Source organism: Vibrio sp. VPAP30 (genome assembly GCF_001188205.1).
Lineage (GTDB): Bacteria > Pseudomonadota > Gammaproteobacteria > Enterobacterales > Vibrionaceae > Vibrio > Vibrio bivalvicida.
This window is the reverse complement of the sequence record NZ_LBLS01000009.1, coordinates 1-14,567: the sequence shown is the minus strand read 5'-3', so window position 1 is coordinate 14,567 and position 14,567 is coordinate 1. Positions and strand designations below refer to the sequence as shown.

The 14,567-nt window shown below is 45.5% G+C and carries 10 protein-coding genes and 1 pseudogene; 8 read left to right on the top strand and 3 right to left on the bottom strand.

The genetic code is table 11. The features are described 5' to 3' along the window. The first annotated feature begins 131 nt into the window (after nucleotides 1–131). Nucleotides 132–1,337: a Bcr/CflA family multidrug efflux MFS transporter gene (locus ZX61_RS01425; protein WP_049842950.1), complete on the top strand. Its 1,206-nt coding sequence runs from the start codon at nucleotides 132–134 to the stop codon at nucleotides 1,335–1,337. Next, entirely contained in the window at nucleotides 1,337–1,996 is a 660-nt protein-coding gene (locus ZX61_RS01420) for a DUF2913 family protein (RefSeq protein ID WP_049842949.1), read from the top strand. The genes ZX61_RS01425 and ZX61_RS01420 overlap by 1 nt, the downstream gene beginning before the upstream one ends. A gap of 35 nt (nucleotides 1,997–2,031) precedes the next feature. Here ZX61_RS01420 and ZX61_RS01415 read toward each other — a convergent pair whose 3' ends face one another. Beyond that, nucleotides 2,032–3,465: a DUF2867 domain-containing protein gene (locus ZX61_RS01415; RefSeq protein WP_049842948.1), complete on the bottom strand. Its 1,434-nt coding sequence runs from the start codon at nucleotides 3,463–3,465 to the stop codon at nucleotides 2,032–2,034. A 101-nt stretch (nucleotides 3,466–3,566) separates the two neighbouring features. Between ZX61_RS01415 and ZX61_RS01410 the strand changes: the two genes are divergently transcribed. From ZX61_RS01410 to nhaA, 5 genes and pseudogenes are all read left to right on the top strand, one after another. After that, nucleotides 3,567–4,943 carry an MATE family efflux transporter gene (locus tag ZX61_RS01410; protein WP_049842947.1) on the top strand — a complete coding sequence of 459 codons (1,377 nt, stop codon included), beginning with the start codon at nucleotides 3,567–3,569 and terminating at the stop codon, nucleotides 4,941–4,943. Between the two features lie 123 nt (nucleotides 4,944–5,066). After that, nucleotides 5,067–5,738 carry an ABC transporter ATP-binding protein gene (locus ZX61_RS01405; protein WP_049842946.1) on the top strand — a complete coding sequence of 224 codons (672 nt, stop codon included), beginning with the start codon at nucleotides 5,067–5,069 and terminating at the stop codon, nucleotides 5,736–5,738. Then, nucleotides 5,719–8,172 (top strand): ABC transporter permease, encoded by a 2,454-nt coding sequence (locus ZX61_RS01400; RefSeq protein WP_049842945.1) that lies wholly within the window; start codon nucleotides 5,719–5,721, stop codon nucleotides 8,170–8,172. Before ZX61_RS01405 ends, ZX61_RS01400 begins: the two co-directional genes overlap by 20 nt. Beyond that, nucleotides 8,173–9,297 carry a lipocalin-like domain-containing protein gene (locus ZX61_RS01395; RefSeq protein WP_049842944.1) on the top strand — a complete coding sequence of 375 codons (1,125 nt, stop codon included), beginning with the start codon at nucleotides 8,173–8,175 and terminating at the stop codon, nucleotides 9,295–9,297. 255 nt (nucleotides 9,298–9,552) lie between these two features. Next, nucleotides 9,553–10,603: pseudogene (nhaA, locus tag ZX61_RS01390) on the top strand (Na+/H+ antiporter NhaA). A 61-nt stretch (nucleotides 10,604–10,664) separates the two neighbouring features. On the opposite strand, the gene ZX61_RS01385 reads toward nhaA, so the two are convergent. Beyond that, the gene (locus ZX61_RS01385) at nucleotides 10,665–11,279 is read right to left on the bottom strand and encodes an OmpA family protein (protein WP_049842943.1); all 615 of its coding nucleotides are present in this window, start codon (nucleotides 11,277–11,279) and stop codon (nucleotides 10,665–10,667) included. Between the two features lies 1 nt (nucleotide 11,280). Then, nucleotides 11,281–12,594: a TolC family outer membrane protein gene (locus ZX61_RS01380; protein ID WP_049842942.1), complete on the bottom strand. Its 1,314-nt coding sequence runs from the start codon at nucleotides 12,592–12,594 to the stop codon at nucleotides 11,281–11,283. A 289-nt stretch (nucleotides 12,595–12,883) separates the two neighbouring features. On the opposite strand from ZX61_RS01380, the gene ZX61_RS01375 reads away from it, so the two are divergent. Beyond that, the coding region (locus tag ZX61_RS01375; protein WP_200904205.1) for a cadherin domain-containing protein at nucleotides 12,884–14,567 on the top strand (1,684 nt) is incomplete at its 3' end.

Genomic DNA, 14,567 nt, shown 5'->3' with positions numbered 1-14,567 from the left:
CAATATAGATCAATTCATCAAGGGTCTGTTAACCGAACGAGGTCAACAGAACCTTGCACTTTTAGTGTTCATTTATTCTGTTTGGTTGCAGCACGGAAGCTGCATCTGATTCGCAGCCGAGTAGGAGATTTATGTCTGAGAGAGCCTTAGATCAAACCAAAGCCCCCCAAATCAGTTTCCTGTTATTCCTTGTTCTGGGTGCAATTGGTGCTTTAACCCCTTTAGCTATTGATATGTACCTGCCAGCGATGCCAACGATCGCCAAAGACCTTGGTGTTGTCGAAGGTGCAGTGCAGATTACGCTCACAGCCTATACCGCCGGATTTGCGATTGGCCAGTTGATTCATGGGCCATTGGCAGACAGTTATGGTCGTCGTCCTGTTTTGATACTGGGTGTATTCTTTTTTGGTCTTGCGGCGGTGGTCAGTGCGACAACAACGGGCATTGAAGCGTTAACTTGGGTACGTACAGCGCAAGGTTTTGCCGGCGCTGCTGCTGCGGTCATCATACAAGCCGTAGTACGTGATATGTTTGATCGTGAAGATTTTGCGCGAGCTATGTCATTTGTTACCTTGGTGATGACGATTGCGCCATTGATCGCTCCAATGATCGGTGGCTATGTCGCTGTGTGGTTTGGCTGGCGCGCTATTTTTTGGATTTTGGCTGGCTTTTCCGTCGTCGTGATATGTTTAGTGCTATGGAAAATTCCAGAAACGCTAAGTGAAGAGAACAAACAACCACTTCGAATCCGCAATACGCTAAGGAACTACCTAAGGTTATTCAAAAATCCCGTGGCAATGGGGTTGATTTTCTCCGGTGCTTTTTCGTTTGCAGGGATGTTTGCATTCCTAACAGCAGGGTCGTTTGTCTATATTGATATCTATGGCGTAAGGCCAGATCTATTTGGTTATCTGTTTGCCTTAAATATTGTCGCGATGATTGTCATGACGAGTATCAATGGCCGTTTAGTCAAAAAGGTGGGTTCGCACGCCATGTTGCGTTTTGGCTTGATTATACAGCTTATCGCAGGCGTCGGTCTATTTGTTACCTGGTTGTTAGATGCAGGCCTGTGGGGAACGGTTGTATTTGTCGTAATGTTTATCGGAACCTTGTCGACAATCGGGAGCAACTCAATGGGGCTGCTATTAAGTGGTTACCCAACGATGGCGGGTACGGCGTCTTCGTTGGCAGGAACTCTGCGCTTTGGCACAGGTTCAATTATTGGTGCTATCGTGGCAATGATGCCCGGTGGTGTAACATGGCCGATGATCACAATGATGAGTGCTTGCTCTATCATCTCAGCGGCTTGTTATTGGATATTTGGAAGAAAGGCGTAATGTCTGAATATACGGTAGAAATACAGAAATTAGTAAACAAGGCTTTGGAAGAGATTGCCAATGAGCATAAGGCTGGCAAACTGACCAATGGCCCAACAGCAAACAACCTTTACTTGGTGCGTTGGATTACAAAAGCAATTAAGTCTCAGCAGTTCCCGCGTCTTGTGGCGGATGATTTAATTCGCTGGCAGAAAACGGGACGCTCAAAAGGGAACAACGCTGGTTTGATGCAAACGTTCCAACGTATTTCGAAATTCTATGCTCAGTTCTTCCCGCAAGGTCAAGAAGAACGTATTGTTAAAGACTATGAGATCAACAACTTCATCGACATGATGGAAGAGAAAGGGTGGGAAGTCACAACGTCTGAAGAGTTAGTTGGTTGTGGTAAAATCCAGATCTTTACTGAGGGACCAAACTCACTCGCGATGTGCACTAAGCAATGTGAAAGCAGCTTTGATGGTGAAGATATGATCAAGCCAATGAGCTGGTTTGTCCGCGGTCACCATGCTGATTTTGTCGAGAAAGCCTCGGATGCTGGCTTTATGGTTCATAAAGTGACGGACTACAAATCTAACGTGAAGTATCACGGCGAGTACTTAGTATTTCCAGCCAACCGAGGTGATCGATTAGCTGAAATCCCACTGAGTCTGACGGTGTAAGCTAAAAGCTAAAGCGGATCTAAAAAGAGCTTCTACTATTGAAGCTCTTTTGCTTTTCTAACGATGGCTTTAACCATACCTTTAAAGATAAACAGGTGGGCAGGCATCATGGCAAACCAGTACAGTAGGCCTCTAAATCCCTGTGGATGCCACCATGCTGTCACAGTGAGCTTTCTTTTTGCTCCCAAATCTTCAATTGAAAATTCTAATCGGCCTAAACCAGGGCCTTTCATACCGAATAATAATGAGATGAACTGATTTTCTTCACAGCGAATGACTTTCCATGAATCGATGTAATCTCCCACTTGAAGTCCTGGGCCAGTAGGAGAACGTCGAACTGGTTTACCCCCTCCAAAGAAGATGTCGAGCCATTCACGTGTACGCCACAACAAGTTAGCAAAGAAGTAGCCTTCTTTTTTGCTGCCAATCTGTTTCACCACGTTCCAGATCTGCTTAGCTGACAGCTGCGTTTCTATTTCGGCACCCGTTTGCTTGGGGTAATAACCGTAACCAGGTTGCCAACGAGAAAGGGCGGCAGGATCAAACCCCCACACATTACTTCGCACGAACTTACCCTCTTGCTCAATACTGTTGGCGACCATGTCCTTAAACGCGATAAGGGATTGTGGGTATTTCTTGTCAATTGCATGATGGTCAGCGATAAAATCATGTTCAAGCCCTGATAGAAGCGCTGCACCAATACTGGAAGGAACAGACGTGACAACGCCTAGCCAATGAGAAGCCATTTGTGGGGTGAGCAGGGAGGTGGGCCAAATCGAAATAGGTTTGTTGATGGTATTAGCGATTACGTGGAACTGCTGTCGATAGCTGAGCGTATCAGGTCCACCCACTTCATAAAGTTGGTGATGGGTTGGCGATTCCTCAGCAGTAGACAGTAAGTAGTGGTTGAGATTCTCTAGAGCGATCGGATTCGCTCGTGATTCGACCCATTTTGGCGTCACGAGAATTGGCATGTTGTAAACAAAGTCACGCATTATCTCGAATGCGGCAGAACCTGGACCGATAATGACACCAGCGCGTAGTTCTGTGATTGGAACACCAGCTTTGCGAATGATATCGCCAGTCATCCGGCGAGCAGTAAGGTGCTTTGAGTCGCCAGTCTGTGGTTGTATCGCACTCAAGTATATGACGTGTTTCACCGAGCTTTGGACGAGTGCATGACTAAAATTTTCTGCCAAAGATACTTCATATTCAAGAAAGTCATGCCCATGCGCCATACCATGGACTAAAAAATAGATAAGATCGAACTTGGGGATCAACGCACTTGTGGCCGCTTTATCAGCAAGGTCGAGATAGCAAAGCGACAAATTTTGATGAGGTTCGACGCGAGCCTTAAGATAGTCGATTTGTCTGGCGGCGGCTGTAACCTTATAACCAAGCTCACAAAGCTGTAAAAGTAGTTGTGAACCCACGTAGCCAGAGGCGCCCAAGACCAGTACCTTTTTCATCCTAACCCCTGTGGTTTTTATGGTTTCATATCTAGACTGATCATATAATAGTCGACTCGTTTTTTCTCTCTTTTCATACTGTTGCATTTTGAGGTGCGCGATTGATAACTCTCTCCCATGTTTTGACAAATACCCGTGGTGACTTTATACGGCGTTTAATTGCGATTGCTTTACCTATTACATTGCAGAGTATTATGTTTTCCAGCCGAGGTTTGGTTGATGTATTGATGCTAGGTCAGTTAGGTGAAGCCGAAATCGCAGCCGTCGGCGTCGCTGCGCGTGCAACGTTTGTTACGACGATCATGCTAGTTGGTGTGACAACCGGAGGCGCATTACTTACAGCGCAATACTGGGGAGCGGGTGATCGCAAAGGAGTCAGAGAAAGTACTGCCCTTACCTGGCTAGTTTGTATGGTTTTTGCAGCGATTACTGCGCTGTTATTCATCTTATTCCCTACGCAAGTCATGGGGTTAGCGACCAGTGATCCAGTGGTGAACAAGCTAGGTGCTGACTATTTAGTGATCACTTCGGTATCTATGTTTGCCGTCGCCTGTGTAGCAAGTATGGCTGTGGGTTTACGGGCCATGCACAAACCGGGTTTAAGTACCTTTTTTAGTGGTATCGGCATCATCTCTAACATATTCCTCAACTGGGTGCTCATTTTTGGTAAGTTTGGCGTGCCTGCGATGGGAATTAAAGGAGCGGCTATTGCCACAGTGTTAAGTGGTGCTATCGAAGTGGCAACTTTGTTTGGCTACTTGTATGCCAAAAAGCACTTATTGGCATTTGGCTTGCTGGATATTCGCGACGTAGTGGAGTGGACGCGAGTTACAAAGTTCTTGCGCTTATCACTGCCTACGACATTCAATTTCCTCGCATGGGCAGGGGGACTGTTTGCCTACCATGCCATTATGGGTCAGTCGGGTGTACAAGGTTTGGCTGCTTTATCAGTCATGTCACCCGTTGAGTCAATCGCTCTTGCTTTGCTGATCGGTATGTCAAACGCAGCCGCAGTATTGGTTGGTAACCAAATTGGCGCGAAGAAATACGACGAAGTCTATTATCAGGCGATTGGCGTGACACTACTCAGTGTGCTTGTAGGGATTGTTGTCGCTGGATTGCTCTATTTGGTGCAAGGCTTAGTATTAGATGTCTTTAGTGCGCTGACTCCTGAAACACGTGCATTGTCAGAGAAGTTCATGCTGGTGTTAAGTGTAGGTATTGTACTTAGATCCTTACCGATGATGACAATCGTAGGTGTGCTTCGCGCAGGAGGCGATGTTAAGTTCTGTTTATATCAAGATCTGGTTGCCCAGTGGGTGATCGGTATTCCGCTTGCAGCATTTGCAGCCATAGGGCTTGGTTGGAAGCCTGAATGGATTTATTTACTGTTTTTAACTGAGGAGGCAATCAAATGGTTTGGCTCTCTCTATCGCATGAAAACGCGGAAGTGGATTCGAAATTTGATCGAAAACTAGACATTGGGCGTGTGTTCATAGCGCTTTGGTGCATATCTTGTGATCTAGTATCCAAAATGCTTCCTTGAACTGTCGATTTAGTGTAGATTCACACTCCTATTTCGACGGTTTACGAGAGTATTAATGTTACAGCTAACAGACCTATGTAAAGGCTATGTAGATGGTGGTGAATTTCATCCAGTTTTACAAGGTGCTGAGTTGTCGTTAAAGCAAGGTGAACAGATAGCGTTAATGGGTGAAAGTGGTTCGGGTAAGAGTACGTTACTCAACTTGATTGCAGGCCTTGATACGGTAGACACCGGAGAAGTCATTTTTCCAAAATTTTCAATGCATCAAGTAGCCGAATCCAAGCGCACGGCTTATCGTAGAAACAACATAGGTCTTATTTTCCAACAGTTTAATCTCCTTCCTACACTTAATATCGCCGACAACATTCGTTTTTGCAGACAGCTTAAAGGTCTTCCTGAAGATGCTGGCTTATGGCGACAAATTCTCTCAGCTCTCGATTTAATGCCATTACTTGGCCGTTATCCTGAAGAAGTTTCTGGTGGTCAGCAACAGCGAGCCGCCATAGCACGCGCTCTTTATATGGAGCCTAAGATCTTGCTTGCCGATGAGCCTACGGGGAGCTTGGATGAGCGTAATGCTGAAGCTGTAATGCGTCTACTCACTACATTGACCAAGCAATTAGAGTGTACCTTACTCTTAGTCACACACAGTGAGCGCGTAGCACAACATATGGAAGGTAAGGTCAGATTGCAAGGAGGGCAACTGCATGTTATGGCCCGTAGTTAAAGCACTACTTGGCCACTACAGACGTTACCCTTTCCAAATAATTCTTGTCTGGCTCGGTCTTACTTTAGGTGTCTCTCTTCTTGTTGGTGTAAGTTCTATCAATAGTCATGCTCGTCAGAGTTACGAACATGGTGAGAAGCTATTCTCGAATCCACTTCCTTACCGTATCCGCCCTAAACATGCTGCTAACAAGATTCCCCAGGGGTTCTATGTTCAGCTTCGTCGCGATGGGTTCCATCAATGTGCTCCTTTTGAAAGTTTACGTATCAGTACTGCCAGTGGTACCGATTTGATGTTAGTCGGTATCGACCCGGTTGCTATGATCGAGTTCGAATCGGGTTCTTTACTGGATGATATCTCTTCACTTAATTTAATGCGTCCACCTTATCCTGTTCTTGTTAGTGCGGATCTTGCGCAGCATATGAAATGGGGTAATGGGGATTTTATTCGTTTAAACGACGGTAGCGCTTTAGGCCCAATCAGCATTGATACTGAAAGTCGATTGAACGGCACTCGCATCATTGCCGATATGTCTTTATTGCGAATGATTGAGCGAAGCTCAGGCATTTCGGTGATTGCATGTGCCGATATGCCAGATCACAAGCTTGCCAAGCTAAAGTCTGTGCTACCCAATGGCATGGTACTTAGTCGAAGCTCCCGTGCCGAACTTGAGTCTTTAACCGAAGCTTTTCATTTGAACTTAAGTGCCATGGGTATGCTGGCATTCGTCGTTGGTTTGTTTATCTTTTATCAAGCCATGTCGATGACATTAACGCAACGTCAACCTTTGGTGGGCAATTTAAGGCAAATGGGGGTCTCGGGTTGGCAACTTGCTCAGGCTTTGCTCCTCGAACTATTTGTATTGGTTTTTGTGAGTTGGCTGTGCGGTAATATCTTAGGCATGCTACTAGCCAATCAACTTATTCCAGCCGTATCGGCGAGTTTGGGAGATTTGTACGATACCAATATAGGTCTTGCCATTGTATGGGATTGGCGAGCGAGTATCTCTAGCTTATATCTTTCTTTGGCTGGTGCGATTGTTGCCTGCGCATGGCCTTTGATTCGTTTGTTGCGTTCTCAACCAAGTCGACTGACAACGAGACTGTCTTTGGTTCGATTTGCTGGTGCTGAGTTTACCATTCAAGCGTTAATCGCCTGTGCCTGCTGTGTGGCTGCGATTGCAATCTACCAAGCACCTCAAACACAGGAGACAGGCTTTGCGATAATTGCCCTAATGCTGCTGAGTGTGGCTTTATTTACGCCTTATATTATTTGGAAAGTTTTCGAAACCCTGTCGTACACATTGCGTTGGGTGAAAGTCCGCTGGTTCTTTGCTGATGCTGCAGCAAGCATGAGCTATCGTGGTGTTGCGACGATGGCGTTCATGCTGGCTATGGCAGCTAATATTGGTGTTGAAACCATGGTCGGTAGTTTCCGAGATACAACCGACAAATGGTTAACACAACGCTTGGCAGCAGATCTGTACATCTATCCAAACAATAGCGCTGCAGCACGCATGAGCACTTGGCTTACGAAACAGCCGGAGGTGGATTCTGTGTGGTGGCGCTGGGAGAAAGATATTTCCACCGACAAAGGTGCTTTACAAGTTGTGAGTACAGGCGCTTCTGAAGGAGAGCTTGATGCCTTAACTGTTAAACTGGGTATTCCAAATTACTGGTATCACTTGCATCATTCGAAAGGTGTGATGATCAGTGAATCAATGGCACTTAAATTGGGAATTAGACCAGGTGATTATGTTGATTTAACTGGCAAGCTCGGCTCCGGTTGGCAAGTTGTGGGGGTGTATTACGACTACGGTAATCCGTACAATCAAGTCTTACTTTCGCATCGTAATTGGCTATATGCATTTGCGGGTAGTGGTTCCGTCGCGCTCGGTGCTGTGCTCAATGATGGGATCAATCCGATTGGTCTTAAGCGTCGCCTAGAAACCATATTTAGGCTCGACTCTGAACGAATTTATGATAATAGCCATATCCATAGTCAGGCTATGAGAGTCTTTGATCGCACTTTCTCGATCGCTGATACTTTAGGAAACATTACGCTTGTTATTGCTGTGTTTGGTATTTTCTTTGCTACTGTAGCGGGTGAAGTTTCACGTCAAAAACATATCTCGCTCTTGCGCTGTTTAGGTATGTCTGGGAGAGAGTTGATCATGATGGGGAGCTTGCAATTGTTCGTCTTTGGTGCGATTGCTATTCTCATTGCTATGCCTCTTGGGCTGGCCCTCGCAAATCTGGTGGTTGATATCGTGATCAAGCAATCTTTTGGTTGGACGCTAGAGGTTCAATTTATTCCAACTGCATACCTTCACTCTGGCCTTCTTGCCATGTTCTCCCTTATGGTTGCCGGTGCAATTCCTGTTTTGAGAATGGTAAAGAATACACCAATGAAATCGTTAAGAGACTCCCTATAGATGAGCAATAGAAGCAAAAGACTCCTTGGGGTGTTCATCGTCACCATCATTTTCAGTGCATTTGCCTTGATAGCCTTGCATGAGCAGAGCGATGCCAAAAACAGTCACTTGCCTCGAACTAATGAGGTCAGTTCGGTTTTAGTCTCTAAGCCAACTCAAGTGTTCGAGCCTGTGCTGCCTGACAACCCTGTCATTATCCCGAGAGATTTTGCTTTTCATAACGAGTATCAGCATGGCTGGTGGCACTTTTTTGCCAACGTACAAGATCAGTATGGCGAGACATACGGTATTCAATGGAGTTACTTTCGCATCGCTTCGAACGATAGCAATATGTCGGGATGGTTAAGTCCTCAGCTATTTGTTTCTCATATAGTGGTATCGAATAAAGATAAAGTTTGGCGAGAGCAGCGCGTAGCGCGTGGTGGTATTGGCCAAGCGGGTATGACTTCAAAACCTTTTAGGATCTGGATTGACAATTGGTCATGGCGATCACTTGGGCGAACGCCGTTTCCAGGCTTATTAGATGCGCAAACCGATACATTCAAAGTGAAGTTGAAAACTACAACGCGGGGTCCTTTTGTTATACCTCGTGAGCGCGGTTACGCTATCAAGCATGATTTGTTACCTATTGCTTCACTAAATCTAACTGCGCCATTTCTTGTAGTAGAAGGCCAACTGGCGTTGTCACCGAGTAAAGTACTCTCAGTAAAAGGCACTGGGTGGATGAGTAAGGAGTGGGGGAGTGGGTTACTGGCTGAAGATCAACAAGGCTGGGACTGGTTTGTTTTCCACTTAGATGATGAAACCACATTGTCGATCAACCGTTATCGTCACCAGAGTCAACTTCCTTATGTTTTTGGGACACTTGCAACAAACAATGGAAAAGTCACAACGTTGAATAATCAAGACATTGAGATTGCTCCAATACAAGAGACAGTTTTAGCTAATGGCAAGCGTCTTCCTACTCGCTGGATGATCAACATTCCTGACCTTGATATTAGCCTTGAAACCCAGACGTTGAACGATGATCTATGGCTTCCGTTTGTATTGCCATATTGGGAAGGACCGATCTTGACGACCGGTAGCCATACAGCCCAAGGCTTCATGCAACTAACTGGTTATTAAGTCGCTCAAAACCAACATAGACGTGCTAGAAGCCACTTTTCATGATGTGAAGGTGGCTTTTTGTATTTTATGTGGAAATTCCGGTACTTTGCCTATAATGAAACAGAGAATGAAGGCGAACATTGAGAAGCGCATATCGGAAAAACCGAAGCATATCATCCAAACAATCGATTTTCCCTGATGTAACCAACTCTATAAACTCGACTGTATTCATTGTTAATCGCTTATTAACATAATAAATATAAGGACAATATCATGAATGATATTATTCGCGATTTTTTCAAAATGGAGTCTGCCGGAGGCATTCTATTAGTTATTGCTGCTGCTATTGCAATGACAATCGCAAACACTTCTCTTAACGATGTATACCAAGCTTTCTTGCACACTTATGTTTTTGGTATGTCGATTTCGCACTGGATCAACGATGGTTTACCTAATGTTCAATTACGGCGATGCTCAAGCGGTGCAGGGATGGGCGATTCCAGCGGCAACGGATATTGCTTTTGCACTGGGTATCATGGCGCTACTAGGTAAGCGTGTACCCGTTAGCCTGAAAGTTTTCTTGCTTGCTCTTGCGATCATTGATGACTTGGGTGTTGTTGTTATCATTGCTCTATTTTATACAGGCGATTTGTCAACGACCGCCTTGGCAGTGGGCTTTGCTATGACGGCGGCATTATTTATACTGAATGCCAAGAAGGTAACCAAGTTGACCCCGTATATGATTGTTGGTGCCATCTTGTGGTTTGCTGTATTGAAATCGGGCGTGCATGCAACATTAGCGGGTGTCGTTATTGGCTTTGCAATTCCACTTCAAGGTAAAAAGGGTGAGCATTCTCCGCTCAAGCATATGGAGCATGCACTGCACCCATACGTGGCATTCGGTATTCTGCCATTATTCGCTTTCGCTAACGCAGGCATTTCGTTAGAGGGTGTATCGATAGACGGTTTGACTTCAATGCTACCACTAGGTATCGCAATGGGCCTTCTGCTTGGTAAGCCTTTGGGTATTTTCTCGTTCAGTTGGATTGCGGTGAAATCAGGGGTAGCTAAATTGCCCGAAGGAATAACGTTCCGCCATATTTTCGCAGTATCGGTGCTGTGTGGTATCGGCTTCACGATGTCGATCTTTATTTCGTCGCTAGCCTTTGGTCCAGTGAATGTAGAGTTTGATACCTATGCGCGGCTTGGCATATTGATGGGCTCGACGACAGCAGCGTTGTTAGGTTATTTCCTACTGCACATCTCGCTGCCAAAGAAGAGCGTAAGTGTTGAGAGTAACGCACAGGTCAAATCTCAGCACTAAAGACCAACACTAGATAAAGCAGAAAGCGCCCGAGATGGGCGCTTTTTTAGGGTAAGTGATGCTATTTCTCCAGTACTGTGAAGATAGTCCACTCTTCAATTACTTCTTCATTGAGGCCTACAACGGTAGCGGTCACTCGTCGATTTAGAGCATGGGAAGTTTCATCGACACCGTCCGATTCAAGTCGAGTGTCGCCGTACCCTACAATCGTTACTCGGCTCGGTTCAGTACCAAATGAGAGTAACTCATCTTCAACTGCGTGCGCCCTTTTCTTTGATAGCTCAAGATTGTATTCCGCGGTGCCTACTTTACTGGCGTAGCCTTGGATTTGAATTGATGCCGATTTGTAGCGCTCTAAAAATTCTGCCATTGTTTGAATTTGGTCTGAGAAGATGGGGTTAATTTCGTAAGAGTCATTGGCAAATAAAATACGAAGTTGTCGCTCTTCTTCTTCAAAAATCGCTGCGCCACAGCCGTCATTGTCAACTTGCGCACCTGAGGGGGTTCCCGGGCAGATGTCACGAGCATTGACAACGCCATCTCTATCATCATCCGTCAAGTCAGATATTTGATTGGCGATGGGTGTTTCTATGTATTCATATTCTTCATCGGCATTTACAGCACTGAATGGTATAAAAGCCATAAGAGTGTATGGGATTAATTGTGTTACTTTCATATCAGTACTCCACTCGCTCAGTCCACTCGTCAGGTGTATCTACCAGAAGCGCATCAAGTAGATTTCCGGTGGCATTCATTACGCGATATTTAGCGTACTGCTCGGCATAGTGAGCATCTAAGTAGTCTTTTCTCGCTTCAAACAGTTCGTTTTCAGTATTGAGCAAGTCAAGTAAGGTTCGTTGTCCAATTCGGTATTGCTTTTCATAGGCAATCACAGTTTCGGAGGCTGAATCGACATGGTCTGCAAGAAAGTTCTTCTGTTGAAGTGTCAGATCTAACGCACTCCATGATAAACGAAGGCTTTCTTCTACTTGTCGGTAAGCGTTGTCTCGCAGGTCTTTAGCTTGGTTTAGCTGATAAGCTGCGCGTTTAGACAGGTCACTGTCTGAGCCACCGTTGTAGAGGTTGTAACGCATACGAAGCATAGCTAGCGTTTCATCGCTGCTACCTCGATCACCACCAGCATCATCACGCCATGTTTGGCTCGCTTCAATGGAGAAGGTAGGGTAGTAGTTCCCTTTAGACTGCTTGTATTGAAAACGCGCTGAGTCAACGTCTACCATCGACACCTTAATGACAGGGTGCTTATCAAATGCCTCAACCAGAGCATCTTGTAAAGATAGAGGAAGTTTAGTCTCATCTGCTCTTGGGTAGATCAACCCTAATGGTTGTTGCCCTACTAAACGTGTGAATTGAGTATGGGTATCAACTAAGTTGTTCTGTGCAGCGAGTAAATTGCCGTGTGCCTTAGCAATCCTTGCCTCGACCTGAGATACGTCTGCAGTCGAGCCAATTCCCGATTGGGCACGGCGTTGGATATCGCGATAAATTTCTTTATGCACGGAAAGGTTGCTTTCAGATAGTGCAAGTATCTCTGTGGCTTTCACTGCATCTAGGTAGACTTGTGTCACTTGTAGTGCTAAATCAGACGCATCCGCTAGCAGTTGAAAGCGAACAGATTCAGCATCGGCTGCTGTTCTGTCCATATCATTGAGTGTTGCATTACCATCCCATAGCAGTTGGGTGAGGCTAAGAGTTGCTTCTTTTCTTGTGAGATCAGTATCGCTCCTCCCGGTTGAATCCGCCGGGTCAATTCCTTCATAACCGATGCCCGCATCGAGATCTAGGCTAGGTAGGTAAGCACCGGTTGAAGCATCAGCTTGTTTTACCGCGCTCTTAAATTGGTTGTAAGTGCTTTTTAGTTCGGGGTTAGTAGCGAGTGTGATTGCGACTGCTTGTTCCAGGGTTTGAGAGTAAGCAGTAAAGCTCGCGAGAACCACACAGCTAGCAATGAGTGACTTTTTCAGGTTCAAGGGAGCCTCCTTAATATCCGCCAAGTCGATAGTCAAGTTATTGCAGGAGCACCATGGCCCCACAGTAAGTACCAAAAGCTTAGTCGACGTAAACCAAAAGTGAGAATCTTTATGCGAAATTACGGGGGTTACTTATTAGTGACTTATAAACTTTCGTTTGGACTTTTTTGCTATTTACTAGATTGTCAGTAATGACGAGTCTAGCTTTATAAGGTGTGGGAGTACGCGAAAGTTTTAACACCTGTTGTAGGGGGTGGGGGACTTATATCGCACAAATGGGAATTTGGTTATGAATGCGAAAAGTCTAGCGCCATTCATGTTAGCTAGTACGACTGTAGTAATTGACATCAATGGTGAAATAAGAGAACTAGTACCTGGAGAAGTGCCGGGGCCGGGAGAAGTTATCGTAGTGGTCGGCCAAGGAGCGACGGCTGCGACTGAACCTCAGATAGAGGCGCAACTTATAGGCGACGGTGGTGACAACTTCAATCTTGATTTAGACAATGAAATTGCGTCGATCATCGAGCAGATTGAAGAGGGGGTCGACCCGACTCAGAATGAAGACTTTGCGACCGCAGCCGGGGGGCAAAATGGTTCCAGTCCAACAGGGACGGGAGACATTGAGCGAACTGGTGCAGAAACATTAGCTGAAACTCAATTTGATACTTCTGGGCTTGAATCTCAGGGGTTGTCTGAGACCCAAAGTCTTACTTTACTAGATTTAGTGGCACAAGCGGTCTTTGTTGGAGACGATGCGGTTACTGTCTTTGAAACGGATGTTCCTTGGGTTATTACTGGTACGGTTGTCGCAACAGAAACTGATGTCCCAACCTTTGTCCCCCAAGATGGTGTAGCGGGTGACAATGGTGTCTTTTCTATTGATGCAGATGGTAATTGGACCTACGTTGCCAATAGTGCTTTTGATGAGCTTAATATTGGTGATTCTCTTATTGATGTATTCCCTATTGAGTCTACCGACGGCACAGTCGGAAGTGTCACGGTTACTATTAATGGTACCAATGACTTACCACAATTTGTCGCAACTGATGATTTTATTCCTGGTGGTGGCGGTGGAGAAGATGAGCAACTCTCTACCTTTGCGTTTGAAGATGGCGTATACAGTTTCGATATTCCCGAAAACACCGCGGCTGATGTCCCGATCGGTCAAGTTGCGGCTGAGGATCCAGATAACGATGTCTTAATTTTTAGCATTTCGACCAATATCCAAAACGAAGGTGGAGAGGATTTGTTCCAAATTGATCCCGATACTGGGGTTATTAGCCTTACAGAAGCGGGGGCAGAGTCTTTCGTCAATGATTTCGAAATCTTAGAAAATGTTCACAACATTGTTGTCACCGTGACCGAAGGTGATGGCGTTGGTGAGCCGCAGTCCGTCGATGTCGATGTGATATTCACCGAACTGAACGAAGATGACAATGCCCCTATATTTGATGATACCGATGAAGGGGGAGTGTATAACTTCGAATACGATGAGAACTCGACCGATGAGTATGTGATAGGTACCGTCAGTGCGACAGATGCCGACGGTGAAAACGTCACTTATAGCATTAAGACCAATGTGTTTAATGACGCGGAAGAGCCACTGTTTGAAATCGATTCAGTTACTGGTGAAATTAGTTTAACAGCGGCTGGCGTGGCCGCGTTTACCAACGACTACGAGCTAGCAGAGAATGAGCACAGCATAGTGGTCACTGCGACTGAAGATGAAGGTTTAGGACCCGTTAAAACCACCGATGTGACGGTAAACCTTGATGAGGTCAACCTTGATGACAACGCACCAGTATTTGAAGACACCGATGAAGGGGGTGAATACAACTTCGAATACAACGAAAACTCGACCGATGAGTATGTAATAGGTACCGTTTCTGCGACAGATGCCGACGGTGAAAACGTCACTTATAGCATTAAGACCAATGTGTTTAATGACGCGGAAGAGCCACTGTTTGAAATTG

Bases quoted from the DNA above. Each gene is read 5' to 3' on its own strand.
- ZX61_RS01420 (WP_049842949.1), top strand. From the start codon at position 1,337: ATGTCTGAATATACGGTAGAAATACAGAAATTAGTAAACAAGGCTTTG.
- ZX61_RS01425 (WP_049842950.1), top strand. From the start codon at position 132: ATGTCTGAGAGAGCCTTAGATCAAACCAAAGCCCCCCAAATCAGTTTC.
- ZX61_RS01400 (WP_049842945.1), top strand. From the start codon at position 5,719: ATGTTATGGCCCGTAGTTAAAGCACTACTTGGCCACTACAGACGTTAC.
- ZX61_RS01385 (WP_049842943.1), bottom strand. From the start codon at position 11,279: ATGAAAGTAACACAATTAATCCCATACACTCTTATGGCTTTTATACCA.
- ZX61_RS01405 (WP_049842946.1), top strand. From the start codon at position 5,067: ATGTTACAGCTAACAGACCTATGTAAAGGCTATGTAGATGGTGGTGAA.
- ZX61_RS01415 (WP_049842948.1), bottom strand. From the start codon at position 3,465: ATGAAAAAGGTACTGGTCTTGGGCGCCTCTGGCTACGTGGGTTCACAA.
- ZX61_RS01395 (WP_049842944.1), top strand. From the start codon at position 8,173: ATGAGCAATAGAAGCAAAAGACTCCTTGGGGTGTTCATCGTCACCATC.